The 26,903-nt window shown below is 44.6% G+C and carries 19 protein-coding genes, 3 tRNA genes, 1 pseudogene and 1 CRISPR repeat array; of the genes and pseudogenes, 17 read left to right on the top strand and 6 right to left on the bottom strand.

The annotated features are described in order from the left end of the window. Positions 1-27: 27 nt before the first annotated feature. Positions 28-1,146 carry an iron-containing alcohol dehydrogenase family protein gene (locus LKE53_05575; protein ID MCH3972221.1) on the top strand — a complete coding sequence of 373 codons (1,119 nt, stop codon included), beginning with the start codon at positions 28-30 and terminating at the stop codon, positions 1,144-1,146. A 632-nt stretch (positions 1,147-1,778) separates the two neighbouring features. On the opposite strand, the gene LKE53_05570 is transcribed toward LKE53_05575, so the two are convergent. Further along, the gene (locus LKE53_05570) at positions 1,779-2,984 is read right to left on the bottom strand and encodes an ROK family transcriptional regulator (protein ID MCH3972220.1); all 1,206 of its coding nucleotides are present in this window, start codon (positions 2,982-2,984) and stop codon (positions 1,779-1,781) included. A gap of 231 nt (positions 2,985-3,215) precedes the next feature. Here LKE53_05570 and LKE53_05565 point away from each other — a divergent pair, with 231 nt between their 5' ends. The 3 genes from LKE53_05565 to LKE53_05555 all read left to right on the top strand — a co-directional run bounded on the left by LKE53_05565 (position 3,216) and on the right by LKE53_05555 (position 7,131). Further along, positions 3,216-4,331 (top strand): sugar-binding protein, encoded by a 1,116-nt coding sequence (locus LKE53_05565; GenBank protein MCH3972219.1) that lies wholly within the window; start codon positions 3,216-3,218, stop codon positions 4,329-4,331. Positions 4,332-4,411: 80 nt separating this feature from the next. Continuing rightward, positions 4,412-5,950 carry an ATP-binding cassette domain-containing protein gene (locus LKE53_05560; protein MCH3972218.1) on the top strand — a complete coding sequence of 513 codons (1,539 nt, stop codon included), beginning with the start codon at positions 4,412-4,414 and terminating at the stop codon, positions 5,948-5,950. A 5-nt stretch (positions 5,951-5,955) separates the two neighbouring features. Then, positions 5,956-7,131, top strand: coding sequence for a sugar ABC transporter permease (locus LKE53_05555; GenBank protein ID MCH3972217.1), 1,176 nt, complete (start codon positions 5,956-5,958; stop codon positions 7,129-7,131). Positions 7,132-7,180: 49 nt separating this feature from the next. Here LKE53_05555 and LKE53_05550 read toward each other — a convergent pair whose 3' ends face one another. Continuing rightward, positions 7,181-7,942 (bottom strand): response regulator, encoded by a 762-nt coding sequence (locus tag LKE53_05550; GenBank protein MCH3972216.1) that lies wholly within the window; start codon positions 7,940-7,942, stop codon positions 7,181-7,183. A 311-nt stretch (positions 7,943-8,253) separates the two neighbouring features. Between LKE53_05550 and LKE53_05545 the strand changes: the two genes are divergently transcribed. The 7 genes from LKE53_05545 (at position 8,254) to LKE53_05515 (ending at position 16,587) form a co-directional block, all read left to right on the top strand. After that, positions 8,254-10,560 carry an ATP-binding protein gene (locus LKE53_05545; protein MCH3972215.1) on the top strand — a complete coding sequence of 769 codons (2,307 nt, stop codon included), beginning with the start codon at positions 8,254-8,256 and terminating at the stop codon, positions 10,558-10,560. Positions 10,561-10,793: 233 nt separating this feature from the next. After that, entirely contained in the window at positions 10,794-12,011 is a 1,218-nt protein-coding gene (gene urtA / locus LKE53_05540) for an urea ABC transporter substrate-binding protein (protein ID MCH3972214.1), read from the top strand. 14 nt (positions 12,012-12,025) lie between these two features. Next, on the top strand, positions 12,026-12,940 hold the full coding sequence (urtB, locus tag LKE53_05535; GenBank protein ID MCH3972213.1) for an urea ABC transporter permease subunit UrtB: 915 nt from the start codon (positions 12,026-12,028) through the stop codon (positions 12,938-12,940). Positions 12,941-12,952: 12 nt separating this feature from the next. Then, on the top strand, positions 12,953-14,023 hold the full coding sequence (gene urtC, locus LKE53_05530; GenBank protein ID MCH3972212.1) for an urea ABC transporter permease subunit UrtC: 1,071 nt from the start codon (positions 12,953-12,955) through the stop codon (positions 14,021-14,023). Positions 14,024-14,053: 30 nt separating this feature from the next. Next, positions 14,054-14,809: an urea ABC transporter ATP-binding protein UrtD gene (gene urtD, locus LKE53_05525; GenBank protein MCH3972211.1), complete on the top strand. Its 756-nt coding sequence runs from the start codon at positions 14,054-14,056 to the stop codon at positions 14,807-14,809. Beyond that, positions 14,802-15,494 carry an urea ABC transporter ATP-binding subunit UrtE gene (gene urtE, locus LKE53_05520; protein MCH3972210.1) on the top strand — a complete coding sequence of 231 codons (693 nt, stop codon included), beginning with the start codon at positions 14,802-14,804 and terminating at the stop codon, positions 15,492-15,494. The genes urtD and urtE overlap by 8 nt, the downstream gene beginning before the upstream one ends. Before the next feature lie 19 nt (positions 15,495-15,513). Further along, entirely contained in the window at positions 15,514-16,587 is a 1,074-nt protein-coding gene (locus LKE53_05515; protein ID MCH3972209.1) for an ATP-binding protein, read from the top strand. 180 nt (positions 16,588-16,767) lie between these two features. Here the strand turns inward: LKE53_05515 and LKE53_05510 are convergent, their stop codons facing one another. After that, positions 16,768-18,153 (bottom strand): beta-lactamase family protein, encoded by a 1,386-nt coding sequence (locus tag LKE53_05510; protein ID MCH3972208.1) that lies wholly within the window; start codon positions 18,151-18,153, stop codon positions 16,768-16,770. Between the two features lie 515 nt (positions 18,154-18,668). Here LKE53_05510 and cas9 point away from each other — a divergent pair. The 5 genes and pseudogenes from cas9 (at position 18,669) to LKE53_05485 (ending at position 26,110) form a co-directional block, all read left to right on the top strand. Continuing rightward, complete coding sequence (gene cas9, locus LKE53_05505) at positions 18,669-22,880, top strand: type II CRISPR RNA-guided endonuclease Cas9 (protein ID MCH3972207.1); 4,212 nt, start codon at positions 18,669-18,671, stop codon at positions 22,878-22,880. After that, positions 22,877-23,752: a type II CRISPR-associated endonuclease Cas1 gene (cas1, locus tag LKE53_05500; GenBank protein MCH3972206.1), complete on the top strand. Its 876-nt coding sequence runs from the start codon at positions 22,877-22,879 to the stop codon at positions 23,750-23,752. Before cas9 ends, cas1 begins: the two co-directional genes overlap by 4 nt. Then, on the top strand, positions 23,749-24,069 hold the full coding sequence (cas2, locus tag LKE53_05495; GenBank protein MCH3972205.1) for a CRISPR-associated endonuclease Cas2: 321 nt from the start codon (positions 23,749-23,751) through the stop codon (positions 24,067-24,069). Before cas1 ends, cas2 begins: the two co-directional genes overlap by 4 nt. Positions 24,070-24,092: 23 nt before the next feature. Continuing rightward, the gene (csn2, locus tag LKE53_05490; GenBank protein MCH3972204.1) at positions 24,093-24,740 is read left to right on the top strand and encodes a type II-A CRISPR-associated protein Csn2; all 648 of its coding nucleotides are present in this window, start codon (positions 24,093-24,095) and stop codon (positions 24,738-24,740) included. Positions 24,741-24,824: 84 nt separating this feature from the next. After that, a CRISPR array of direct repeats spans positions 24,825-25,787; the repeat unit is 36 nt; unit sequence GCTTGAGAACCTTGTAAGTAACGAACGGTCTTTGAC. Between the two features lie 263 nt (positions 25,788-26,050). After that, a pseudogene (locus LKE53_05485) lies at positions 26,051-26,110 on the top strand (hypothetical protein). Between the two features lie 100 nt (positions 26,111-26,210). Here the strand turns inward: LKE53_05485 and LKE53_05480 are convergent. From LKE53_05480 to LKE53_05470, 3 genes are all read right to left on the bottom strand, one after another. Beyond that, positions 26,211-26,286, bottom strand: a tRNA-Thr gene (locus tag LKE53_05480). Positions 26,287-26,289: 3 nt separating this feature from the next. Then, positions 26,290-26,366, bottom strand: a tRNA-Asp gene (locus tag LKE53_05475). A 3-nt stretch (positions 26,367-26,369) separates the two neighbouring features. Continuing rightward, positions 26,370-26,445, bottom strand: a tRNA-Trp gene (locus LKE53_05470). A gap of 222 nt (positions 26,446-26,667) precedes the next feature. On the opposite strand from LKE53_05470, the gene rpsU reads away from it, so the two are divergent. After that, positions 26,668-26,844: a 30S ribosomal protein S21 gene (gene rpsU / locus LKE53_05465; protein ID MCH3972203.1), complete on the top strand. Its 177-nt coding sequence runs from the start codon at positions 26,668-26,670 to the stop codon at positions 26,842-26,844. The last annotated feature ends 59 nt before the right edge of the window (positions 26,845-26,903 follow it).

Genomic DNA, 26,903 nt, shown 5'->3' with positions numbered 1-26,903 from the left:
GCGACTAATTTGAAAGAAGGTATTTTCATGCTCTGGGACTATATGCAGCCGGTAAAGATTTGCTTTGGCAGCGGGCGTGCTGCAGAACTGAAAGAGTTGGCAAAGAAGCTTGGGCTGAAAAATGGAATGCTGGTAGCAACACCTCATTTCTGTAAAAATGGCTTTGCAAATAAAATCCTTGCGGAAAGCGAAGGAACTATTACCTGCTGCTTCAGTGAGCTTTCTCCAAACCCGGATGTAACAGAAGTGGATGCCTGCGCTGCGGCTATTCGTGCTAGCAAATGTGAATTTGTGGTGGCGCTTGGCGGCGGCAGTGCCATGGATCTTGCCAAAGCAGCAGCCAGTATTTGTCTGACAGAGGATTCTATCTGTAAGTATCACGGTACTGGTGTGCCGATGCCGCAGGCACATCTGCCGCTGATTGCCGTACCGACTACCGCTGGCACGGGCAGTGAGGTGACTTGCGTATCTGTCCTTTCCGACCACGCGAAAGGAAAAAAGGCACCGATTGTGTCAGATGCTTTTTTCCCGGATTATGCGGTCATTGATCCGAAACTGACGTATTCCATGCCGCCCTATGTGACAGCCTGCACGGGCATTGACGTTCTGTCCCATGCAATTGAGGGTTACTGGAGTAAAGGCCATCAGCCTGTCTGTGACGCCTGTGCGTTTTACGCGGCGGACTTAGTCTTTCATAATTTGGAGTGTGCTTATCATAACCCAAAAGACTGCACAGCGCGGGAAAAAATGTGTGAGGCGTCCGTTATCGCGGGTCTAGCTTTTACGCTGCCGAAAACGACTTCTTCTCATGCCTGTTCTTTTCCGCTGACAAACCTGTACGGAATTCCGCATGGCGAGGCGTGTGGGCTGACTTTGGATTACTTTGCACGCATTAATGCAGATGCGCAGAATGGCCGCGTACAGACTTTTGCGAAAAAGCTGGGATTTTATGATGTGAATGATATGGCAGACGCTATCTTTGCCCTGAAAAAGAAGCTGGGGCTGCGCACAGATCTTAAAGACCTGCATTTGAGTGATACGCAAATTGCGGAGCTGGTGCGCATTAGCCGTCATCCAAATTTGTACAACAATCCAGTCGAAATTACCGATGAAATGCTTACGCAAATGTATCAGAGCATGCGGTAATCCTGCGTGTCTGCACAAAAATTCTTGTGCTTGTATCTACTTGTGCCGACTTGTCAAAACACTTATAATCATAAATATCAATTAACGGGGACAATGGCGATAGGCATCGGTCAATATTGTCTTTGCCGTATTTGCTCAAGTTTAACAAGGAGAAAAATTGTCATAAAAATGATCGGAAACCCAGTTCCCAATTCAATATGTAAATTTATATGTTGATAAAAAGCATCCCACCGAAATTTTAATTGATTTCGGTGGGATGCTTTTTACATTTTTGTAGATCAATACACACAATATATTTTCAATCCGCAGATTGCTCTGACACACTCATATTATCATTTTGCAATTGCAAAAAAGTTTGAAACATGGATTTTGCTAGTTCATATAAATTTCTATATAGTATGAAGTGAAGTAGTATTTCCTTTGATGAAGCATATGTATTTGTTATAAAGGGGGAGTTATGATATGTATCAGGGGGCCGCCAACTTATGGGAGTGTAAACTTAAACTGTGCAGAAAAATTGTAGAAGAAGTCGTCGCTTATTTGATGTAGCGGGAATAAACAATAGCAGGGGCAGGGTTATTATACAGAATTTCCTGTACAGTAGCCCTGACCCTGCTATTAATCTGTCGCTTTTAGGAATCCAAAAATTTGTTTACAAACAACAGTGCTGCACCTGTGGAACTGGCTTTTTCTCTAAACTTGCTGAAGCGTAGATAATCAGGCTGTTCATGAAAAGAATTCAATAACAGAAGTTTCTTTTTCAGTAAGGGAGAAGCTGCCTCTAAATATTGCGAGATTTCACCGCCCAAAATAATGTCGCAATTAAAGATCATACGTAGGTTGTTAATGCCGGTTGCCAGATAATCCAGGTAATTTTCCCATTTACGAATGCAGTATTTGTCTCCAAGTTTAAGTGCAGAAAAAAATTCCTCAACATCACTAAAGTTTGGTTCAGTTAAAGTTTTTGTAGAACAATACGCTTCCAAACAACCGCGCTTCCCGCAGGAACAGGTTAGGCCGTCTTTGACAATCGTCATGTGCCCAAATTCGCCGGAACGGCCGCTGCTTCCGTTAAAAATTTTATTTCCCAGGATAACTGCGCCGCCAACGCCTTTATTGACAGAGAGATAAACGGCATTTTCTATGTCATTAATGTGCCAAATTTCTGCCAGTCCAGCTAGGTTTGCTTCATTGTCTGCCAGAATAGGATAAGAAATATTTTTTGCAATGGCCTGTATAGGCAGGTCCTGCACTTGTAAAGTGGGGCTGTATTCCAATATCTTTTTATCAGTGTTTACTAATCCCGGCAGGGCAATGCCAACCCCTAGCAGCTTTTCCCGCGGCAGTTTAGCCTGAGTAAGGAAAGCTTCTAATTCCTTAGAAAGCAGCTGATAGTATTGGTTATTAGCAGAAAAATGCTGCTTTATACTTTTATAATGAACAATTTCTGCTCCCAGATTGATAATGGCAAAACGTATATGATTTTGAGTAATGGCGATTCCTGCTGAATATTTTGCATCATATTCTAGGTGCACAGCGGTCGGCTTTCTGCCGCCGGAAGATTGCAGCGTGCCTGTTTCCTTTACGAGGCCAAGCTGCGTAAGATCCTTAAGAATAAGGGTGACTGTGGGGACACTAAGACCCAATTTCTTTGCAATTTTTTTTTTGGTGGCATCTCTGTTTTCATACAGGAAATTAACGATTTTTCTGCGGTTTTCTGAGCGAAGGTTCAAACTGTTCATGTCATTCATCTCTTTCAAAGAAATAGCTTTTGCAAAACGCTCAAGGGGAAAAGAAATTAAAATAATATTAAATAGTTTTACAAATTTCAAAGCCAAAATGATTTTTTGCTCAAAAAACCATTAAAAAAGTACTTTTTATAAGTATAATAATAAACCGAATTTTTAAGATTTATTTCTCAAACAGAATAATTTGGTTAAAATATATAAAATTATAATATAATTTGAAATTTTTTAATAAACAAATATTGACAAACCTTTCCTGTAATGCTATAACAAGTTATATGAAGCACTTAACAAAAGTAAAGGAGCGTATGAAAGATGAGAAGGATGAGAAGAGTAGTCGCAACTGTTTTGTCACTGTGTATGCTGGCGTCTTGTGTGGGCTGTTCAGTAGTTACAACAGACACGGGTACTTCTGGAAGCGGCAGTAATACAGCAGCTTCCGGCGGAAAAAAAGTTGGCGTTTGCATGCCGGAAAAAAATTTGCAGAGATGGGTGCAGGACGGCGACAACATGAAAAAGGTGTTGGAGTCTAAAGGATACCAAGTACAGCTTCAATATGCAAACAATGATGTAAATACCCAGGTCTCTCAGATCGAAAATATGGTGACCAGCGGTGTAAATGTGTTGGTCGTTGCCTCCATTGATGGCTCTGCCCTAACGGATGCCTTAAAACAAGCCAAAGCTAGCAATGTAAAAGTCATTGCTTATGACCGCTTGCTCATGAATTCTGATGCAGTTGATTACTACGCAACGTTTGATAACTACAAAGTGGGCCAGCTGCAGGGACAGTACATTGTAGATAAACTGGGACTTAAACAGGGGAAAGGTCCTTTTAATATTGAAATCTTTACTGGTGCCCCCGATGATAATAATGCAAAGTTTTTCTATAATGGTGCACTTAATGTTTTAAAGCCCTATTTAGACAGCAAAAAACTGGTCGTACGTAGCGGAATGAATGATTTTACAAAATGTGCTACCGAGCACTGGAAGACAGAAGTTGCAGAGGCCCGCATGGATAACCTGCTTTCTGCAAACTATGCAAGCGGCGCTAAATTGGATGCGGTATTGGCACCAAATGATGCGATTTCCCGCGGTGTGCTGGCTTCTTTAAAGAATATCGGTTATGGTTCTTCTGCAAAGCCGCTGCCAATTATTACTGGCCAGGACTGTGAAAAAGCAAATGTTACCTCTATTGCAAAAGGTGAAATTTCCATGAGCGTCTTTAAAGATACCCGTACATTAGCCAATAAAGTGGCAGATATGGTTTCAGCACTGCTTGAAGGTAAAAAAGCAGAAGTAAATGATACAAAGACTTATAACAACGGCGTTAAAGTGGTTCCTTCTTATTTGTGTGATCCAGTAGCGGTAACAAAGGACAATTATCAGAAGGTCTTAATCGACTCTGGTTATTACACAAAGGCTGAGCTGGGCCTTAACTGATTGATAAACGCTGGCGATATATCTGCCAAATTTGTTGGGCAGGTAAACCACGGCTATTCTATTTGGCAGGAGGCTGCATGATGGCAGAAAATATTCTGGAAATGAAAAATATTGTCAAAGAGTTTCCAGGGGTTCGTGTTTTAAAAAATGTAAATTTTACCGTGGAAAAAGGTTCTATTCATGCTCTAGTAGGAGAAAATGGTGCAGGCAAGTCTACCTTGATGAATGTACTCAGCGGTGTTTATCCTTTTGGCAGTTACACAGGAGACATTGTTTTCGAGGGCAAGCCATGCCGCTTTAGGGGAATTAAAGACAGTGAGAAAGCTGGAATAGCCATTATACATCAAGAATTGGCTTTGATCCCGTATCTCTCTATTGGAGAAAACCTCTTTTTGGGACATGAGAAGGCATCTGGAAAGGTAATTAACTGGGACTTTACTTATAATGAAGCACAAAAACTGCTGGACCGTGTTGGCTTAGATGAGGACCCGCATACGCTGGTGAAAGATTTGAATGTGGGGCGCCAACAGCTAGTGGAGATTGCCAAGGCCTTGGGCAAAAATGCAAAGCTCCTGATCTTTGATGAACCCACAGCTGCGTTGACTGAGAAAGATTCACAAAAGCTGTTGCAACTGATGAAAGATCTACAAAAGCACGGCTTAACTTCTATATTGATTTCTCATAAACTCAATGAGGTTACCGAGGTATCTGATACGATTACCATTTTGCGTGATGGTCAAAGTATTGAGACCTTGGTGCAGGGAAAAGATAAAATTACAGAAGACCGTATTATTAAAGGTATGGTTGGCCGTGAGATGACCGAACGTTTTCCGCCACGCAATGTTAAAATCGGCGATGTAGCCTTTGAAATCCAGCACTGGTCCGCAGATAGCCCAATTATTGAGGGCAAAAAGTTCCTTAATGATATTTCAATTAAGGTACATAAAGGTGAAGTAGTAGGTTTGGCCGGCCTGATGGGTGCTGGACGCACAGAGCTTGCTATGAGTGTATTTGGGCATTTGTATGGCAAAAATATTACCGGAAAAGTAATAAAAGACGGAAAAGAAATTGATACCAGTACGGTTGAAAAGGCAATTTCCAATAAAATTGCTTATGTCACTGAAGACAGGAAAAATGCAGGCCTGATTTTGTCAGATGATATCTGTACCAATATTTCGCTTTCCAGTTTAGGGCGCGTTAGCCAAAACCGCATTTTGGATACGGATAAGGAAATTGCTTATGCCAATCAGTACCGGGACGAACTCAAAATCAAGTCCAGCAGCATTTATCAGCCAGTAGGTAGTCTTTCTGGCGGCAATCAGCAGAAGGTCGTGCTGAGTAAATGGATTATGACAGAGCCGGATGTACTGATTCTGGATGAACCAACGCGTGGTATTGATGTAGGTGCCAAATATGAGATTTATACAATTATCAATGATCTGGCAGCCAAGGGAAAGTGTGTTATTATGATTTCTTCCGAATTGCCGGAAGTGCTGGGCGTTTCAGACAGAGTGTACGTGATCAATGAAGGAACCGTGGTTGGCGAGCTTCCTAAGGAAGCAGCCAAAGCTGAAACGGTTATGCAGTGCATTGTGGCAAATAAAAAGTTAGGAGCCTGAGGAATATGGGAACAAAAGCTGAAAAAAAAGGATCGTCTGTTAACCTCAGACGATACAGTATGGTAATTGCGCTGATTGTCATTATGGGCCTGTTTCAGGTTTTAACTGGCGGCATCTTTTTGAAGCCGCAGAATATAACAAACCTAATTTTGCAAAACAGTTATGTTATAATTCTTTCCATCGGCATGCTGCTGTGTATTGTCAGTAGTGGTTCAATCGATCTTTCTGTTGGTTCAGTCGTGGCCTTTGTTGGCGCACTGCTTGGCGTTTTAATTGTGCAAAAGGGCATGAATCCTTGGCTAGCCATTCTCATTGCACTTTTGGCTGGTGCACTGGTTGGCGTATGGCAGGGCTTTTGGATTGCCTATATGCGCATTCCAGCGTTTATTGTAACATTGGCAGGTATGCTTATTTTCCGTGGCATTACGCTTTATGTATTGCAGGGTATGACCTTAACTCCTTTTCCTAAAGACTTTCTAGCTATCAGTTCCGGTTTTCTAGTAAAAACAGGCGGCGGTAAACTGGATATGACTTCAATCATTATTGGTGCAGCTGCAGCAATTATTTATTTGGCAGTTTCCATTGCAGAGAGGCAGAAGAAAAAACACAAAGGTTATCAGTACTCGTCTGCAGGTGCCTTTTGGGGCAAAAACATCATTGCTGTCGCTGCTATTGCACTGTTGACAGTTTGGCTTGCCCTTTATAATGGTGTGCCGATTTTGCTGCTGATTATGTTGGTATTGATTATTGCATATTCTTTCTTTATGAACAGAACTGTTCCAGGCCGTCAGCTTTATGCAATGGGCGGAAATGAAAAAGCCGCTATCCTCTCTGGCATTAATACCAAAAAGGCGCTGTTCCTCACCTTTGTCAACATGGGTGTACTTGCAGCCTTAGGTGGCATTGTCTTTACATCACGTTTGCAGGCGGCTACACCTTCTGCCGGCCAGAACTTTGAAATGGATGCCATCGCATCCTGTTACATAGGTGGCGCAGCTGTCATGGGTGGCAGTGGCACGATTGCCGGTGCTGTGGTTGGTGCATTGGTGATGGGCGTTATTAACAACGGCCTTTCCATTATGGGCGTTGGCAGCGATATTACCCAAACTATTAAAGGCCTGGTTTTGCTGGCAGCTGTTGTGTTTGATATTCTTTCCAAAAAACATACCGTCAAGGCATAAACCGTTTAGAAAAGGACTTGCTGCTTTTGGTAAAGACAGCAAGCCCTTTTTATTTCCTTTTTCGGTACTGTGCCGGCGTCATTCCGGTAACTTCTTTAAAAACTTTTGTAAAATAGTCGGGGGAAGAGTATCCTAATATTTCGCTGATTTCATAATTCCTGCGATTTTCAGTATCAATCAGGTATTTGGCATACTCTACTTTGACCATCTCATAAAAAGCATGAAAAGACATTCCGGTCTGCTGCTTAAAAGTCTTGCTGAAGTAATCCTTGCTGTATTTCACTTTTTTTGCAGTGTCTTCCATTGTTACCCAGGAACCCATATGGTCAGAAAGATAAGTGCAGATATTTGATAAAAAGGGATTCTCAGAAAGATCGATCTGATTGTTCTCCAGGACCTGCAGAATGCTTGTATGAATGAACTGCTTCGATTCAGCGGCTGCCAGTTCTTCGTGCAGCCTGCTCAGTACTTTTCCCAGGTTGTCAGGCTTCATTGGCTTTACAATATAATCAAATGCACCGAGAATCAGGCCTTGCCTCGCATACTCAAATTCATCGTATGAACTGATGAGTATGGCCCTGCAGCTGATGTTCCGTTTCTTCATCTCTTTTAAAAGCGTGAGGCCGTCAACAGCTGGCATGCGTATATCTGTAATTACAGCGTCATAGGTCTTTTGATCCAGCTTATCCAGCGCTTCTTTTCCGTTAGAGACTTCGTCGGCTATCTCAAACCCGTACTGTATCCAAGTTTTCAGTTTTGTATACACATATCTCTGTGCCGGGTCGTCTTCTGCCAGTAGGATCTGATACATTTTCTCATCCCTCTCAGGGCTGCTTTAAATTTTGCAGAGTGGCACGAAAATTCTTTTCCTTTTATCAGCATAGCGGCAGCCGCAGCGCGAGTCAAGCACAATCTGCCATTTTGCCTGTAAAGAAGCGTGCAGAAGCCCCTGCAGCTCCATCTAAAAAGACCTATTCTTGTACAAAAAACTTGACAATTTGGTATTTAGAATTTAGAATAATAAAACAGAACCGTAATGCCATTGGAAGAGCAGCGAAGCTTTTCCAATGGCATTTTGTCTTGTTATGGAGCAAAGTACAGACAAGGAAGGGGAGGCCGGCAGTGAAAAAGGCACGCATTCGTCAAAGCACCATTCTGTGTATGACAGGCGCCATCATTACACTGATTGCGCTTGTGCTGCTCGACAGCGCTACTGATCTGTGCCAGTCCATTCAGGCGCAGAATGAGGCGGAAACAAACCGGGCTTCTTTTCAGCAGCTTGGCCAGCAGCTCAAAGACGGTTCCGACTACCTCACCGACCAGGCACGTACTTATGTGGTTACACACAGCCGCGCGGCTATGCAGAATTACTGGTATGAAGCCGATGTTTCCCGCCGCAGGGATAAAGCTGTGCAGCAGCTGACCGGCGCATATCTGCCGGCAAAGGAATTGGCCGCCTTAAAAAGTGCAAAGGCAAACTCGGACCGGCTGATGAAAGTAGAAACACACTCCATGCGGCTGATTGCCGAAAGCGACGGCCTGCCGCTTTCGCAGATGTCCAAAGAGGTGGCGGCTTACCGGCTTCCGGCAGACGAAAGCAGCCTTACAAAAGATGCAAAGAGTCAACTGGCCAGGAAATTCATGTTCGACGATTTTTATAAAAACAGTAAAAATGGAATTTTAAACCCTATAGCACAGTTTCAATCCATGATGAGCACACGCCTGGCACTGCAGCTGAAAACCGCAAAAGAACGCACTGCGCGGTCGGTTGGGTTTGTTGCAGGGCTGGATATTGTAGCGCTGTTTTTCGTCAGCGCACTGGCGGCGCTGTTTCATCATTTCTATCTTGCACCGATTAAAGAGAACATTCAGTACCTGCAAAACGGCGAAAATCAGCTGAAAGAAGGTGGTGCGTGGGAGCTGCAGGAGCTGACCGGCGGCTGGAACCATTTGTCACAGAATTTGCAGGGGGAGATTACCCGCCGAAAGGAACTGGAAAAAGATCTGGTGCAGGCAAAGGAGAAAGCAGAGGCCGGCAGCAAGGCAAAAAGCCTCTTCCTTGCGCAGATGAGTCACGAAATCCGCACACCGCTCAACACCATTACGGGGTATTTGCAGCTGCTCGAGGACACACCGCTCAATGTACACCAGCGCAGGTGTTTTGCGTGCGTAAGTGAGGCTTCCCATAATTTACTGGGCATTTTAAATAATGTACTGGATTTTTCTAAACTGGAAGCGGGACAAGAGACGCTTATAGAAGCGGACTTTGACTTGCACGAAATGCTCAGCAGCGTTTACGGCATGTTTCGTGTACAGGCAGAGCAAAAAGGAATACAGCTGTCTTTGCAGGACGAAGTGGCCCCTGTGTACAGATGGATTTACGGAGACGAAAAAAAGCTGCGTCAGATTTGTATCAATTTAGTGGGGAATGCGGTTAAATTCACATCACACGGAAGTGTTTCCCTGCGCGTATGGGTTCCTTCTCCTGCAGTGCTGCAGCTTTCTGTGGCAGATACCGGCCCCGGTATTAAGCAGAAGGACCAAAAGCGCATTTTTGAGTCGTTTGAGCAGGCCGATGCCTCGGCGTCCCAAAAAGCCGGCGGCACCGGACTGGGCCTCAGTATTTCCAGCGGCTTTTTGAAGCTGATGGGCGGCAGGATAGCGCTTACCAGCCGCAAAGGGAGTGGCTCTGTCTTTACAGTTTCTCTGCCGCTGCATCCGGGAAAGCAGCGCGATTTACCTGTGCTTTCCGATGCTTCGCTTCTTTTCGGCAAAAAAGTACTGGTCGTCGATAATGACCAGGTAAACCTGCTGATGGAAAAAGAAATGCTGCAAAAGGGCAGATTGTCAGTTTCCACGGCAGACGGGGGAAAAAAAGCGATTGCGCTCTGCCAAACAAATCGTTATGACGTCATTCTGCTGGATGTGCGCATGTCGGGTATGGATGGCTGTGACACTGCCCGTGAAATCCGCAGAAGCGGTGTCAACCGCTTTACGCCGATTGCTGCACTTTCGGCAGATGCTGTCGACACCTCTGTTCGCGCAGCTCAACAAGCGGGAATGGACGCCTATCTTTTAAAGCCGATTGACCGCGGCAGGCTTTTTCAAAATCTTGAGCAGCTCTGCCAAACGCGGCACTGTCCAAAAAACATAAAGAAGCCCCTGCAGGCACAGCCGGAGGGAATACTGGAAGCCCTCTCTGCAGAATTTGAAAATGGGGATTTTCATGCGGTGCAGTGTGTAAAAAGCAATGCACTTGAGCTGCAGCGCCTTTTGCCGCCGCCTGCTTATGCCCGGCTGCAAGAGGCTGCCGAAAGCTTTGACATGGCCGCCTGTGCCAGCCTGCTGCGTTCTGTTTTGGCAAAGAGAAAAATGTGCCGGGTGCAGAGGCCTGTATGCAAAAAAACAGTACAGCACTTTTGTAAGTGAGATACTGCAAGCTGTATGACAAAATGCAAAATCTTTGTAGAGAAAGCTTATCTGGAAAGGCAAGTTTATGCCTGAAACCATAAAAATAGGGTAAAAATCAGGATTTGTTAGGTTTTCAATTCCTTTTTCATCGAGTATAATGGAGCCAGTTATTAAGCAGAAGATTGGCAAAGGCGCCGCAGGTGAGTTTTCACCCGCGGCGCCTTTTCTTATCGAGACAGGAGGGAGAACTTATGAAAAAACACTTTGCGGTGAAAGCGGCGGCCCTGCTCCTTGCGGCTAGTCTTGCGGTGGTCCCGCTTTCGGGGTGCGGCAATTCCGGCGCTTCTTCTGCGTCTGTTATCAAAGTTGGTATTCTGCATTCTTTGACAGGTACCATGTCTATCAGTGAACCTTCACTAAAAGATGCTGAGATGATGGCGATTGATGAAATCAACGCCAAAGGCGGTGTGCTGGGCAAAAAAATTGAGCCAGTGGTAGCTGATGGTGCCTCTGACTGGCCTACTTTTAAAGACCAGGCACAGCGGCTTTTGCAGCAGGACAAAGTTGTGACCGTCTTTGGCTGCTGGACCTCGGCCAGTAGAAAAGCAGTGCTGCCGGTCTTTGAGCAGTATAATGGCCTGCTGTGGTATCCGGTGCAGTACGAAGGAATGGAGTCGTCACCCAACATCATTTATACGGGGGCAGCACCAAACCAGCAGATTGTGCCGGCGGTACAGTGGTTGATGAAAAAATTTGGTAAGAAAGTCTTTTTAGTTGGTTCTGACTACATGTTCCCGCGCATTGCAAATGCGGTTATTAAAAAGCAGGTCGCGGCCGCAGGCGGAACTGTTGTCGGTGAGGAATACACACCGATGGGGCATACGGAATACAGTACCGTGCTCAGCAAAATCAAGTCGGCAGATCCTGATTTTGTATTTAATACACTCAATGGTGACAGCAACGTGGCTTTCTTTAAGCAGATGAAAGATGCCGGCTTTACCGCGAAAACACTGCCTACTTGTTCTGTTAGCGTGGCTGAAGAAGAAATCAAGGGAATCGGTGCCGCTAATATGGCAGGGCAGTATGTTTCGTGGAACTATTATGAGACGACTAAAAACAGTGTGAATCAAACCTTTGTTGCCAACTATAAAAAGCGCTATGGCCAGAGCCGCGTGACCGATGACCCGATTGAGGCGGCGTACAATGCCGTTTATCTATGGGCGTCGGCGGTCACAAAGGCCGGCACGACCGATGTCGACCAAGTGCGCAAAGCGGCAGGCGGCATTTCAATTGATTCTCCAGAGGGAAAAATTACGATTGACGGCGAAAATCATCACGTTTACAAGACCGTGCGTATCGGTCAGGTCAATTCCGCCGGATTAATCGACGAGGTGTGGAAGTCGGACGGCCCACTGAAACCGGACCCGTACCTGAAAAACTACACATGGGCCGCGGGACTTGCGGGCTGAGAGGGGGAAGACAGATGGGAGAAACAGTTTTTCTGCAGATTTTTAACGGCATCAGCTTAAGCTCCATTTTGCTGCTTGCCGCCCTGGGCCTGATGATCACTTTTGGCCTGATGAAGATTATCAACATGGCACACGGCGAGTTTCTGATGATAGGGGCCTACACGACCTACTGTATACAGAATCTTTTCCTCAGTGCGCTGCCCGCCGGCGCTTTTGATTTCTATTATATTATTGCACTGCCGGCGTCATTTATCGTGTCTGGGCTGGTAGGGCTTGTTTTGGAAAAGCTGATTATCAGCCGCCTGTACGGCCGGCCAATGGACAGCCTGCTGGTTACGTGGGGCGTCAGTCTGATTCTACAGCAGCTTGCGCGAAATATTTTTGGTACAGCGAATGTCAATGTGACTTCGCCTGCATGGCTTAGCGGTACGCTCAATGTCACGTCTACGCTACATCTGCCGGTCAAGCGCATCTTCATTATGCTGCTTGCGGTTTGCATCTGTGCGGCAATGTACGTGCTGCTGCATCGCACGCGCGTTGGGCGCAGTGTTCGTGCGGTGATGCAAAACCGCGAAATGGCGGCCTGCCTCGGCGTTCCTGCAAAAAAAGTAGATACATGGACTTTTGCGGTTGGCTCGGGAATTGCTGGCATTGCGGGCTGTGCACTGACCCTGCTCGGCTCCATTGGACCCACGCTCGGTACCAACTACATTGTAGACAGCTTTATGACTGTAGTTGTCGGCGGCGTCGGCAGCATTTTCGGCACTGTCTTTGGTGCGGCGTTTATGGGTGTCGGTGACACTGTGTGCGAGTTCTTGACAAATGCTTCGCTCGGCAAGGTGCTGATCCTGGCAGCGGTTATCGCATTCCTGCAGTTTAAGCCGCGCGGTATGTTCTCTACCGACAGCCGCAGCCTGGAAGACGATTGAGGAGGGAACAATATGCTGAAAACAAAAAGACAGCCAGCGGGAAAACGCCTGGCACCTATGATTCTGTTCCTGATTTTGGCGGTGCTGCCGGGTTTTACTTCCGACTTTCAAACAAATCTTTTGGGAAAATTCCTGTGTTACGCAATTATTGCTGTAGGGCTTGACCTAATCTGGGGTTATACCGGCATTCTCAGCCTGGGGCACGGTGTGTTTTTTGGGCTTGGCGCTTACAGCATGGCTATTTATATGACGCTTTCCTCTACAGGTGGCGCAATGCCTTCTTTTATGAAGTGGAGCGGTCTGAGCACGCTGCCGGCGGTATGGCGGCCGTTTGCCAACCCGGTGTTTGCCATTGTCATGGCGGTTTTGATTCCCATGCTGCTGGCCCTTTTGATTGGTTTTCTGACTTTTCGCAATAGAATTAAAGGAGTGTTCTTCTCCATTATTTCGCAGGCTCTCGCGGTGATTATTCCGCTCTTGATTGAAAGCCAGCAGGCATATACGGGCGGCACAAATGGCCTTACGAATTTCCGCACACTCTTTGGACTGAATCTTTACAGCCATGCGGGCCGCCTGACGCTCTATTATGTGACGTTTGCTGTGCTGGCTCTTTCTTTCTTGTTCTGTACGTTTTTAGTTAGGCGCCGTACCGGCAGCATTCTGGTGGCCATCCGCGATGGCGAAAACCGTATGCGTTTTACGGGCTACAATCCAACTACTTATAAGCTGTTTGTCTACTGCCTGTCGGCTGGGCTTGCCGGCTTAGCCGGTGCACTGTATGTTCCGCAGTCCGGCATTATTTCGCCAACGGAAATGGGCATTACGCCTTCTGTGGAAATGGTTATCTGGGTCGCAGTCGGCGGTAAGGTCACGCTGTTTGGTGCGGTACTTGGTGCGGTGCTGGTGAGTGTCTTTAAATTCGTTGTCAGCTCCAATGTGCCAGACGCGTGGTCTTATATTATTGGTGCAGTGTTTGTGCTGGTGATTCTTTTCCTGCCAAAGGGCCTGATGGGTATTCCGGAAAAACTCAAATCCTGTTTTGCCAGACGAAAAGGTTCACCGGCTTCGGTGGTTTCCAAGTAAACTATTATTCATTTGCGGAGGTGCTTTTTCATGCTGCCAATTTTAGATTTTCAAAACGTAAGTGTTTCTTTCAATGGCTTTCAGGCAATTAAAAATGTGAGTACGCAGGTGATGGAAAATGAGATTCACTTTTTCATCGGGCCAAACGGCGCGGGCAAAACGACCCTGCTGGATATGGCCTGCGGCAGGACGCATCCCTCAGGTGGACACATCATTTTTGAGGGAACACACGACCTTGCCAAAATGAAAGATTATGAAATTGCCCATCTTGGGGTTGGGCGCAAGTTCCAGGCCCCGTCGGTTTTTCCCGGCATTACCGTGTATGAAAACCTGGAATTGGCATGCACACAGCGGCATTCGTTGTATTCCTCCATGTTCCAGCGCCTTTCTGGTGAGCAGCGGGACCGTTTGGACGAAACACTGAAAATGACCGGGCTTTACGAGCACCGGTTTGATTATCCAACACGGCTTTCCCATGGGCAGAAACAATGGCTGGAAATCGGCATGCTGTTTGTAGCAAAACCAAAGCTGATGCTGCTTGATGAGCCGGTAGCGGGCATGGGCCGCACAGAGACAGAGCGCACCAGTGAGCTGCTGCAAAAATTTGCAAAATACAGTACAATTGTTGTAGTGGAACACGACATGGAATTTGTCCGCAGCTGTTCCACCAGCGTGACGGTGCTGCACGAGGGCCGGATTTTAGACGAGGGGAATATCAGCGAAGTGGAAAGAAACCCCAAAGTTATTGATGTATACCTTGGCAGAGGCGGTGAATGCAGTGCTTGAGCTTCATGATTTAACCGCAACCTATGGGGAAGGTCTAGTGCTGCACGGTGTCAACTTGACAGCACGCGCGGAGCGGGTCACCTGCCTGATTGGCCGCAATGGCGTTGGAAAAACCACGACCCTGCGGGCGGTGATGGGTCTTATGAAAACACCAAACGGCTCTGTTACGTTTTCTGGGGAGGATATCACCAAGCAGCCGACCAATGTGCGGGTGCGCAAAGGCATCGGCTATGTGCCGCAGGGCCGCGAAATCTTTCCGCAGATCAGTGTGCGGGAAAATTTGCTGCTGGGGCTGGAAGCCAACCCGCAGATAAAAGAAATTGATCCCTTTGTGTTTGAGCTGTTTCCCATTTTGAAAGAGTTCCTCGCAAGAAAAGGCGGCGACCTTTCGGGTGGGCAGCAACAGCAGCTGGCCATTGCCCGGGCGCTGGTATCAAAACCGAAGCTTTTGATTCTCGATGAACCGACCGAGGGGATACAGCCCTCAGTTATTCAGCAGATCGGCGACGTTATCCGCAAACTGATTCAGCGTGGCGGGCTCACTATTTTCATTGTAGAGCAGTATGTAGAGTTCGTCATGGGCATTGCAGACGATTTTTATGTTATGGATAAAGGCAGCATTGTTATGCAGGGCGAAACAGAAAATGCGGATATGAAAGCCATTCAGCAGAAAGTTTCTATTTGATTTTATATCGGAGGCGTACATGAAACCGGAAGTGCTCATTATTGCAAAAAATGCGGCATACATTGGCCCTGCGGCCGATATTTTGCAGGCGGCGGGTGCACATGTCAGAATCGCCGCCGACAGCGGCGCAGGTTTTCAGCTTGCCTGCCGGTATTTGCCCGCTCTGGCCGTCCTTGAGGCGGCAGATGTGCCCTGTACAGAATTCTGTACAAAGCTGCGCAGCAAAACAGAAACGTGCAAGATCCCGGTCCTAGTCGTATCCGATACCCTGCCGTTTGCGGCATGTGTCTGTGCGGGTGCCAATGACCTAATCAGGCCGTCAGACGGCGCTGAAGCTTTTGCCGCGCGGGTGAAGCCGTACCTTGCATATGCACAGGCGCAGAATGCCGCAGGAGCGGCTGTACAGGAGCGCAATCAGTTTTGCTATGCCGCCGCCCATGACCTCAAAGCGCCGATGCAGAATATTGCACAACTGGGTAGTTTAATAGACAGCGGGGAACTTCCTCCCGCGGAAACAGAAGAGGCAAAGAAGCTGCTTTATGGGTGCACTCAAACCGCGCAGCAGTTAATTGACAGGCTGCTGAAAGTCTCGCGCGTCTGCAGCCGCTCCCTCGTTCCTAAAGCAGTGGATTTGAATCCGCTGTTTGACCGTGCCGCGCAGCAGCTTCAGGAGCGGGAACCGAAGCGGCATGTAGAGCTGTGCCGGGAAATGCTTCCATGGGTTTGGATGGACCCGGATATGGCGGTGTGTATTGTTTGGGAGGCTCTCTCAAACAGCTGGAAATTTACACGAAACTGTCCTGCACCGAAAATTGCGGTTACCTGCAGCAGTTCAGGCGGCATGCTGCAGTTACAGATTGCCGATAACGGTGCAGGCTTTGATGAATCTTGCTCTCAGCATTTATTTGAACTTTTCAGCCGCCTGCATACAGAAAAAGAATTTGAGGGAAGCGGTGCAGGATTGTTTATCATACGCACCATTGCTGTACGGGCCGGCGGAACTGCACAGCTGCATGCTTTGCCTCGGGGTGGGGCTGTGCTTTCGCTGTCCCTGCCAGCTTGCGGGGAGAAGACAGCAAAAGCACAGAAATGAATTGATAAAGGAGCCGGCGGTGTTCTCCATTCTGTATGTATTGAATTCGTAAAAATGATTCATCGCGTGTATCTGCTTTTTTTCGGAAGAAGAGCCGATGTATCAGTTCCAAAATCCGGGTACAGCCAATCATAAAAAAGCTTTCCACTGCAGGATTAACCGCAGCGGAAAGCTTTTCTTTTAGATGCGCGTGTATTTTTGTATGCCACAGTCAGTGACGGTTCCGGTCATTTCTACCGTTAGACATTTTCCGGAGAAAGTTAAGCATGCATCAAGCATGTATGGCGCGGCAGGTGTGCGCATGACAAAATGTAGGGAACCCTTTTGCCAGCCGTACGCGCACAGCGCTTTTTGGGGCTGCTCGCCGGGTACAAAGGAAATAAATTCACCGACAATCGGTTTCCTCAGGCCAAACAGCATAGGAAAGGCCGGGTATGATCCGGGCACATGGCGGTGCAGGCAGATAGAGCCGTCCGGGTTGTTTTCAATGCGTAGAAAACGCCCTTCCGTACCAATGTAACTTGCGTTGATAGAAAAGCCAGAACCATCATCGCGGGGAAAATCGTAGTGCAGTGATGCAGTGCGTGCTGCCAGTTGCTTTTGTGCAGCTGTATCTCCCATGGGTAGGCTGAGGCTTTTGAAAAAAGTGTTGACCGCATCCAGCTCATCGCCCATATTGTCTACGCCGGCGATTGCGGCAACTACTGTGTCGTTTGCCTCGTCTACCATGCAGATTTGGCCGTATGCACCGTCACCACGGTATCGCCCGCCGCGGGTGCGCCAAAATAGATAACCGTAACCCTGGTTCCAATCGTTGTTTGGGTCTGTGCCGTTGTCCATGTGTTTGCGAGAGGCCAGCTCCACCCAGCCCTTTGGCAGCACGCGCTCACCGTTCCACATGCCGTGGTCCAGCAGCAGCTGCCCAAATTTCAGAATATCTTCACAGGATAAGTGCAGGCCAAAGCCTGCACAGTTGACACCAGTGGGGGAGCAGTCCCACTGCGGCGTCTGAATGCCAAGCTTGTCAAACAGCCGCGGCTGCAGATAATCGCGCACCGTCATTCCTGTGACGCGCTGCAAAGCGCAGGCAATGACATAGGTGCTGATGGTATTGTAATGAAAATGCGTGCGGGGCGGATACTTGACGGGGCAGGATAAAAAGTATTTTTCCCAGTCGATGCAGTCCGCAGGAATGACATCACTTTCTTCGCTCATGCCACTTCCCATACAGAGCAGGTCGCCTATAGTGATCTTTCGCAGTGCGTTCGAGGCATCAGCGGGTACTTTGTCAGGCAGCAGTTCGCAGATTTTGTCGTCAAAAGACAGTAGCCCTTCTGCAGCAGCGAAACCTGTCGCACAGGAAGTGAAGCTTTTTGACAGTGAAAACAGCGTGCTTGCTGTACAGGCGTCGTAGGGTGCCCACTCCAGACGCGCAGCAATTTTTCCGTGCCGGGCAATCATGATGGAATGGACGTCAATTTTGTGTGCGGAAATCTCATCCAGCAGCCGCATAACGGCCAGAGAGGAAACTCCTGTCGCTTCCGGTGCTGATACATACTGCAGCATTTTGATACATCTCCTTTGAAATCCAGTATCTTCATTATGAAGTGCCCGCTGATGCTTGTCAATACAGGAAAGACGTCCCGTGCATTTGTTTGCAGATAGTCTATATATAGCAGGTTAAGAGTAAGAATAGAGTCAACAAACACCAAAATAATACATAAAGCATCAAATCCAATACGATAATTTTGTTAATTAACATAATTGTGATATAATACAATATATTCATTTATTGATAGAGTTAAGGAAATCATTTTTGAAAAAGGCAGGAGAATTTCATATTTGCTGTTTCAGGGCCCATTCTTCTGTTTTAGTGCGAGCAAGACAGCAGAAAAATAAAAAGCCGAAAGGAATCAATCCCTTCGACTTCTTGTTTTCTCATAGTGCCGCACAATGCGGGCAAACGTATTCGGAAGAATCCTTACTTGAACTCACCTTGTAAGTAATTTCAATAATACATCTCAAAGAGATAAATGTCAAGACGTTTTCACAAGGCTTTGAAATAATGGAGGTAAATTATTATGGCATACAGCAAAGATTATTATGTGGGCTTGGATATAGGAACGGCGTCTGTTGGCTGGGCTGTCACAGATACATCTTATAAAATCATCCGCGGCAAAGGCAAAGATATGTGGGGAGCGCGGCTGTTTAAAGAAGCCGGTACAGCGCAGGGCAGGCGAATGCAGCGGGTAGCACGGCGCAGACGGGAAAGAGAAACAGAGCGCATATCCGTTTTAAAAAGTCTATTTGCCTCAGAAATAAAGCAGGTCGATCCTGGATTTTATCAAAGACTCAGCGAAAGTAAATATTTTTTAGATGATAGAAGCGACGGCAATCAACAGAAATCTGCCATTTTCTGTGAAAAGAATTATACGGATGCAGACTATTTTAAGGAATACCCTACAATCTTTCACCTTAGAAAAGAACTGGCCTGCCCAGATGGCACACATGCAAATTCGCCAATGCGAAAAGATGTACGGCTGGTTTATCTTGCACTGCTGAATATGTTTAAACATCGCGGAAATTTTTTAAATGATAACCTCGATGAAAATAGCAGCAGTTCCTTTAAAGACAGCTGGAATGAACTTTCAAAGGAATACCAGGACTTATTTTCTTCTGATGAAAAAATAGAGGCCTTTCCAAAGGCAGAAAATGTAGATGAATTAAAACATATATTAGATGACAAGAATTCTTCCAAAACAGCAATCTTTGAAAACGTCGCAAAGTATCTTGGAGTCTTAAAAAAGGATAAGCGCCTGTACAATATTCTGGGCTTACTATGCGGCTGCAGTCAAAATCTCGACGCAATCTTTGGCAAAGAAAAATTTGAAGATGCAGAAAGCAGCGCCCTGACAAAGATTTCCTTTAGAGACAATAGCTTTGAAGAAAAAATTGCAGAGTTGGGTGAAGTCGTAGAGGAAGACGATATGTCGTTTGTGATGGCCATGAAACAAGTTTACGACAGTATTCATGACCATATTATGTGCGGTAAAGAATTTATAAGCGAAGCAAGGGTAGAAGCATATGCCAAGCACAAAGAAGACCTGAAACTGCTGAAAAAAACAATTAGGCGCCTTTCTCCGGACGAATATGATGGAATGTTTAGAGAAATATCAAGCGGCAGCTACAGCGCTTACATAGGCAGTACAAACACGAAAAAGAAATATACGGATGATGGTTCTGGTAAGCAGAGACGTTATGTCGCCGGCAAAAAAGAAGATAATTATAAGCCAACTGCAATGTACGACAAAATCAAAAGAATTTTTAAAGATTTTCCTGAGGATCCCGATGTAAAAAAAATACTCTGGGAAATAGAAAACAAAACATTTCTTAAAAAGCAGCTTATTTTCGAAAATGGAGTTATCCCAAATCAAGTATATGTCCATGAAATGAAAGCAATTCTGAAAAATGCTGAAAAGTATTTGCCATTTCTCAGCGAAAGAGATCATTCGGGATATACTGTATCTGAAAAGGTCGTGGAACTTTTTCAGTTTCACATTCCATATTATGTGGGTCCCTTAGGCAAATCTGGTGATCCAAAGAAAGACCATGGGTGGGCTGTCAGAAAAAGCAATGACAAAGTTTATCCTTGGAATTTTTGGAGTGTGATTGATAGAAATAAAACTTCAGAAGCCTTTATTGAAAATTTAATTGGACAATGTACTTATCTTTCCGACCAGAAAGTTCTGCCTAAAAAATCTCTTCTCTATGAAAAGTTTATGGTTTTAAACGAACTGAATAACTTAAAGATTAATAGCAAGCCTGTTTCTGTAGAGCTGAAGCAGAATATTTACAACGATTTATTCATGAAAGGACGCCCAGTCAAGCAGAAAAAGTTATTGGATTATCTGCAGACCAACGGAGATATTTCTAAAGAAAACGCTGATCAGGTTTCCGGAATAGACGGCGATTTTAAAGCTTACCTTTCCTCTGTAGGCAAGTTTAATGGAATTTTTAAATCTCCTTATTTTGACCGAGAACATAAAAAAATGATTGAAAGGATTATCTATTTAGGGACGGTTTACGGTGACTTAAAAGACATGTTTAAAGCACGCGTAAAAAAAGAGTTTGGAGACAGACTTGATGAAAAGCAAATTAAGAGAATTATGGGCTTTAAATTTGCAGGCTGGGGCAGAATGTCGCGCAAATTCCTTGAGCTGCAGGGAGTATTTAAAGAGGACGGTAAAGAGGACGGTGTGGTAAGAAGCATTATCCAGACAATGTGGGAAACAAATGACAACTTAATGCAGGTGTTAAGTTCAAAGTACACGTACACAGAAGAAATAGAAAAAGCAACTCTTAAAAGACATAAAATCCTGTCTGAGTGGGTTCCAGAAGATTTTGACGACATGTATTTGTCTGCTCCGGTAAAACGAATGACATGGCAGACAATAAAAATTTTGCGCGAAATTGAAACTATTATGGGACATGCGCCAAAGCGTGTCTTTGTTGAGATGACCCGTTCTGACCAGAAAAAGGGTGCTCAGGGCAGAAAAAAATCAAGAAAAGACTTCTTCACAAAACTCTATGAAAATATAAAAGATGGGGAAAAAGATTGGAACGGAGAGATAGAAAAACTGCCAAAAGACAAGTTTAGAATCAAAAAAGTATATCTCTATTACAGCCAAATGGGGCGTAGTATGTACTCTGGAAAAAGCATCAGCCTTGATGATTTGCTGAATAACAATGACCACTATGACATTGACCATATTTATCCGCGGCATTTTGTAAAAGACGACAGCCTGCAAAATAATTTGGTCCTCGTTGAAAAAACAATAAATTCCGATAAGAGAGATGCCCCATTGAATTCGAATATTCAAAAGGAATGCAAAGGGTTGTGGAAAGAACTAAAGGAAAAAGGTCTGATTACAAAGGAAAAGTATCAAAGACTGATTAGAACAACGCCCTTCACAGCGGAGGAAAAAGCTGAGTTTGTGCAAAGACAGGTCGTTGAAACGGGCCAGTCGGCCAAAGTAGTTACTCAAATATTAAAAGAGAGTTTTCCAAACGAAACCGACGTGGTCTTTTCAAAAGCCGGCCTTGTCAGTGACTTTAGAAATGAATTTGGTATTTATAAGTGCAGAAGCATAAATGATCTGCATCATGCAAAAGATGCGTACTTAAATGTTGTTGTAGGCAACGCCTACTTTGTGAAATTTACAAATAATCCGCTTCAGTTTATGCGTAATGCCGAAGGGAAAGAAAATAAAAATTTCTATCAATACAATCTTGGCAATATTGGTGAATTCTTTAAGTACAGCATTAGGAGCCAGAACGAAACTGCCTGGAATGCGAATGAATCAGGTAAAGAAGATACAATTCAGATTGTAAAAGGACAGGTCTTTAAAAATACGCCGATCATTACTAGAAGAAGCTATATGCAGAGCGGAGAACTTACTGGAAAAGATACCATATATCCAGCGAGAAATGCAAAGGAAAAGGACTATTTCCCCATAAAATCATCTGATGAACGACTTTGTAAAGTTTCACGGTATGGCGGAAGAAAAGACATAAAAACAGCTTGCTATTGTCTTATAGAATATAAAACAGGAAGAAAGGTCCAGCGCTCTCTTGAGGCCATTCCATCTTTTCTTATAAAAAACAATGAATTTGACGAAAAAGTGGTTTACACCTACCTTCTTGATTCAGTTACAAGAGAAAGCAAGGAAGAAATTACAGACTTTTCTCTTAGAAAGCCGAAAATTTTATTCAACTCCCTTTTTAAAATTGAAGGATACTATTATTGCTTAGCAGGCAGAACAGGTGACTACATTATCCTTCACAATGCTGTACCGCTCCTTTTTAATAATCAAGAATCACTTTATGTTAAAAAAATTGATAAAGCGGTGAAAACTCAAAACTACGACGAAAAAGATAGGAATAAGAACCCTATTTTGACGGAAGAAAAGAATATTAAATTTTATAATACGATCGTTGAGAAATTAAGCAAAAACATTTTCAGAAACAAAAAAGGTAAATTGTGTGAACTCGTGTTTTCTGGTAAAGAAAAATTTGCAAATTTGTCTTTGCCTAAACAATGCACCAGTATACAGGAAATTTTGCTCGGCTTTGCAGCCAATACAAATCCTGTCAATTTGTCTGATATCGGGGGTTCCAAAAAAGCAGGTGGGGCAAAAATAAAGAAAAATATTACGGATCTGAAGGAGTGCGTCTTAATCCATCAATCAGTTACGGGCTTGGTTGAAACAAGAGAGGATCTGCTCACAATATGAGTTGGCGTACAGTTGTAATAAGCTCCAGCGCAAAGCTCGATTATCAAATGGGATATATGGTTGTGCGCTCGGCAGAAACAACTAAAATTTTAGTTGATGAAATAAGAAGCGTTATGATTGAATCAACAGCTGTTTCTCTTTCGGCTGCTTTGCTTGCAGAACTTGTAAAAAATAAAGTGAAAGTGATCTTCTGCGACCAGAAAAGGAATCCTTCTTCAGAGCTTATTCCGTACTATGGTTCGTTTGATACAAGTGGAAAAATACGAACGCAGATTGCTTGGAATAAAGACATCAAAACAGCTGTGTGGACAGAAATTGTAACAGAAAAAATACGGAAACAAAAAGAGCACCTCGTATCCATGCAAAAACAGGAAGCATCTTTGCTTGGCGAATATTTGAATCAAATTGAATTCGGTGATGTGACTAATCGCGAAGGACATGCCGCAAAGGTTTACTTTAATGCTTTGTTTGGACATGAGTTTACAAGATCAGAAGACTGCAACGAAAATGCTGCCTTAAACTATGGATACAGCATTATTCTGTCTGCTTTTACAAGGGAAGTGGCAGCAAACGGATACCTGACACAGCTTGGCTTGTTTCATGATAACAGAGCAAATCCTTTTAATCTTGCGTCAGATCTTATGGAACCATTCAGACCACTTGTGGACAGAATAGTCCTAACCATGGAGCTGAAGCAGTTTTTGCATGCAGAAAAGATGGAACTTGTTGGGGTGTTAAGCCAGCAGGTGATTATGAATGATCGGAGTGAGTATGTCGACAATGCAATACAAATATATTGTCGCAGCGTTTTTGATGCTTTAAATGATCATGATGTTTCAGAAATTCGATTTTATAGGAATATGCAGAAATGAGCTATAGATATATGCGTATCTTTGTTATGTTCGATTTGCCTGTGCTGACAGCAGAGGAAAGGAAAAAATATAGGCTTTTCCGAAAGTATCTGGTTAAAAACGGATTTATCATGCTGCAGGAATCTGTCTATTGCAAGATGGTACCGAATTCAGCAGCAGGCGATGCGGTTTCCGCAGGGTTGAGAAAGAATAAACCACCAGAAGGAAGCGTTCAGGTGCTGAAAGTAACTGAAAAACAGTTTCAGAAGATGGATTATATGGTGGGCAGCTTATCAACTAGTATTTTAAATGATGATGAAAGGCTGGTAGTACTTTGAGATTTTTATGCAGCCAGTTTAACTTGAATTTTGAAACAGAAGAAAACAATGTAGATGTAATTTCCATAGAGTCTTCCCAATATTTTCTTGAGTTTATTCAGCTTATGTTATCTGAAAATACCGAAAACAATGGCGGCATTATCCTGTCTGAAAATTCAGAAGAGCTGGAATTCGGTAAAGCTGCAAGTATCATCATAAATCCGCTGAATGTCGAGCTTAATGAAAGAAAAATGCTGTCCAAACTTTATAAAGAAATGGAGGATACAGTCAGTGAAAATTTTTATCTTGAAAAAGCAGAAGCCTTTTCTGGGATCCAAATTCTGCTGGAAAAAGCCGGCAGTGCCTTAGATTACCCCATTTCTTATTCTGAAGAGTTTGACCTCTCAAAGCTATTGAAAGTCTTTGACGTGAAATTTTTGGAGAATCATACAAATAATGTATCGGAAAGACTAATTGAATATATGAAGTTGGCAAAAGAACTTCTGCATACCAAGCTTTTTATTTTGGTACATTTTAAAGATTACTTTGACGAGAAACAGATAAAATTATTTTATGAAACAGCCGCAGATTACAAATTGCAGCTTTTATTAATTGAGAGATATGCATATCCAGCGGCTGCAGGGGAAAGAAATTACATAATTGACAAAGACCAGTGCCTGATTTATTATTAATATTGTTAAAGACTGTTTCTGAATGCTGTCACAAAGCAAAGAGGTTCGGTGAGAGCAAGATGCAGACGAAATTCTGCATTTGAGGCTTGAGAACCTTGTAAGTAACGAACGGTCTTTGACACGCTGCCGCCCGCCTTATCCGCACAGAAGGCTTGAGAACCTTGTAAGTAACGAACGGTCTTTGACTAATCAAGTCTAAGTCACTTACGTACATTTGCTTGAGAACCTTGTAAGTAACGAACGGTCTTTGACACTCTCACGGTCGAAACAAGTTTGATATTGGCTTGAGAACCTTGTAAGTAACGAACGGTCTTTGACTGTTATAGTGATAGTCCGTGCATCGCTCTTGCTTGAGAACCTTGTAAGTAACGAACGGTCTTTGACTTTGGCTTGCTGACTGATAATGTTAAGGTTGAGCTTGAGAACCTTGTAAGTAACGAACGGTCTTTGACCTTTGAAAACGTAGAATTTGTAAGCGCTGAGCTTGAGAACCTTGTAAGTAACGAACGGTCTTTGACACTCTCACGGGAGAAACAAGTTCGACATTGGCTTGAGAACCTTGTAAGTAACGAACGGTCTTTGACAAATAAGCGAATTAACAAAAGCATTGCTGAGCTTGAGAACCTTGTAAGTAACGAACGGTCTTTGACCAAAAGGGCCATATCGGATGAAACGGACTAGCTTGAGAACCTTGTAAGTAACGAACGGTCTTTGACTCAATTTTTCTCCATCAAAACATCTATTGTGCTTGAGAACCTTGTAAGTAACGAACGGTCTTTGACTCAATTTTTCTCCATCAAAACATCTATTGTGCTTGAGAACCTTGTAAGTAACGAACGGTCTTTGACTTACGAATAGTGTGTCATGGGCGCCACCTAGCTTGAGAACCTTGTAAGTAACGAACGGTCTTTGACTTGGAAAAATTCCGCTAGTTTCTGCCATTTAGCTTGAGAACCTTGTAAGTAACGAACGGTCTTTGACTAGCTCCAGCGACCAGTTCAGACCGAACCAGCTTGAGAACCTTGTAAGTAACGAACGGTCTTTGACTGTCAGCCGCGCGGCTGGCATCGACTGACAATCATAGTACATTGAAATCTTTAACCGGAAGAAAGAGAGGAAGAACTAAAGCATCTTAAAGAAGAAAGTGACAAACTAAGCGAATGGCCGGAAATGTAGAGAGCACCACTAACAGAAATGTTGACGGCGCTTTTTGTGTTGAAAGAAGTGAATGCCATATTGATTGAAGTAACCGTCTGGCGGGCGGTATTACAGTATCCGGACACGCAGGATATGCGGAGAAAGGCAAGAATATCGTTTGCGCCGCAGTGTCGGCACTGTTTCAAACGCTTGCGGGTGTCGTTGAAAATTTGACGCCGGAAACAGTAAATAGAGAATTTGACAAAAGAACACATACAAAAACAAAGAAGCTGGGAAACCCGAAGATTTCCCAGCTTCTTTGTGGATTTTTTGTGGAGCTGCTAACGCGATTCGAACGCGTGACCTCATCCTTACCAAGGATGTGCTCTGCCATCTGAGCCATAGCAGCAAATGGCGACTCGGAACGGGATCGAACCGTCGACCTCTAGCGTGACAGGCTAGCGTTCTAACCAGCTGAACTACCGAGCCGTATGGCAGGGGCAGAAGGACTCGAACCCTCGGCACGTGGTTTTGGAGACCACTGCTCTACCAACTGAGCTATGCCCCTTTGTTGCTTCTGCGTTGTGTTATCCACAAGCGCGAAAATAATCATACCATGAACCTTCACAAAAGTCAACACTTTTTTACCTTTTTTTATCAGCAGCCTGAAAATGCTGCTTTTCTGGAAAGAATACTTGACAGCGGTTTTTTTAGTCGGTATAATATTTATTGTGTAACAGATATTGATTACAGATAACCCCTGCCTTTTGGCGGATGGGAGGGAAAATACATGGCTGAAGTCCGAGTAAAGGACAATGAATCTCTGGACAGCGCTCTGCGCCGCTTTAAAAAGCAGTGTGCACGCTCTGGTGTCATTGCCGAGGTCCGCAAGAGAGAAGCTTACGAAAAGCCCTCTGTCCGGCGGAAGAAAAAATCCGAAGCAGCCCGTAAGCGCAGATATAAGTAAGCTTATACTTGCGTTCGGTTTCTTAGGTACATGGAAAGCGGGCTTATAGCCCGCTTTTT

It is taken from the genome of Oscillospiraceae bacterium, from assembly GCA_022483045.1.
GTDB lineage: Bacteria > Bacillota > Clostridia > Oscillospirales > Acutalibacteraceae > Caproicibacterium.
This window is presented reverse-complemented; position numbering and strand designations above follow the sequence as displayed.

What these genes read in the sequence shown, in the direction of transcription:
- LKE53_05575 (MCH3972221.1), top strand. Translation starts at nt 28, where the DNA reads ATGCTCTGGGACTATATGCAGCCGGTAAAGATTTGCTTTGGCAGCGGG.
- LKE53_05565 (MCH3972219.1), top strand. Translation starts at nt 3,216, where the DNA reads ATGAGAAGAGTAGTCGCAACTGTTTTGTCACTGTGTATGCTGGCGTCT.
- LKE53_05560 (MCH3972218.1), top strand. Translation starts at nt 4,412, where the DNA reads ATGGCAGAAAATATTCTGGAAATGAAAAATATTGTCAAAGAGTTTCCA.
- LKE53_05555 (MCH3972217.1), top strand. Translation starts at nt 5,956, where the DNA reads ATGGGAACAAAAGCTGAAAAAAAAGGATCGTCTGTTAACCTCAGACGA.
- LKE53_05550 (MCH3972216.1), bottom strand. Translation starts at nt 7,942, where the DNA reads ATGTATCAGATCCTACTGGCAGAAGACGACCCGGCACAGAGATATGTG.
- urtA (MCH3972214.1), top strand. Translation starts at nt 10,794, where the DNA reads ATGAAAAAACACTTTGCGGTGAAAGCGGCGGCCCTGCTCCTTGCGGCT.
- urtB (MCH3972213.1), top strand. Translation starts at nt 12,026, where the DNA reads ATGGGAGAAACAGTTTTTCTGCAGATTTTTAACGGCATCAGCTTAAGC.
- urtC (MCH3972212.1), top strand. Translation starts at nt 12,953, where the DNA reads ATGCTGAAAACAAAAAGACAGCCAGCGGGAAAACGCCTGGCACCTATG.
- urtD (MCH3972211.1), top strand. Translation starts at nt 14,054, where the DNA reads ATGCTGCCAATTTTAGATTTTCAAAACGTAAGTGTTTCTTTCAATGGC.
- LKE53_05515 (MCH3972209.1), top strand. Translation starts at nt 15,514, where the DNA reads ATGAAACCGGAAGTGCTCATTATTGCAAAAAATGCGGCATACATTGGC.
- LKE53_05510 (MCH3972208.1), bottom strand. Translation starts at nt 18,153, where the DNA reads ATGCTGCAGTATGTATCAGCACCGGAAGCGACAGGAGTTTCCTCTCTG.
- cas9 (MCH3972207.1), top strand. Translation starts at nt 18,669, where the DNA reads ATGGCATACAGCAAAGATTATTATGTGGGCTTGGATATAGGAACGGCG.
- cas1 (MCH3972206.1), top strand. Translation starts at nt 22,877, where the DNA reads ATGAGTTGGCGTACAGTTGTAATAAGCTCCAGCGCAAAGCTCGATTAT.
- cas2 (MCH3972205.1), top strand. Translation starts at nt 23,749, where the DNA reads ATGAGCTATAGATATATGCGTATCTTTGTTATGTTCGATTTGCCTGTG.
- rpsU (MCH3972203.1), top strand. Translation starts at nt 26,668, where the DNA reads ATGGCTGAAGTCCGAGTAAAGGACAATGAATCTCTGGACAGCGCTCTG.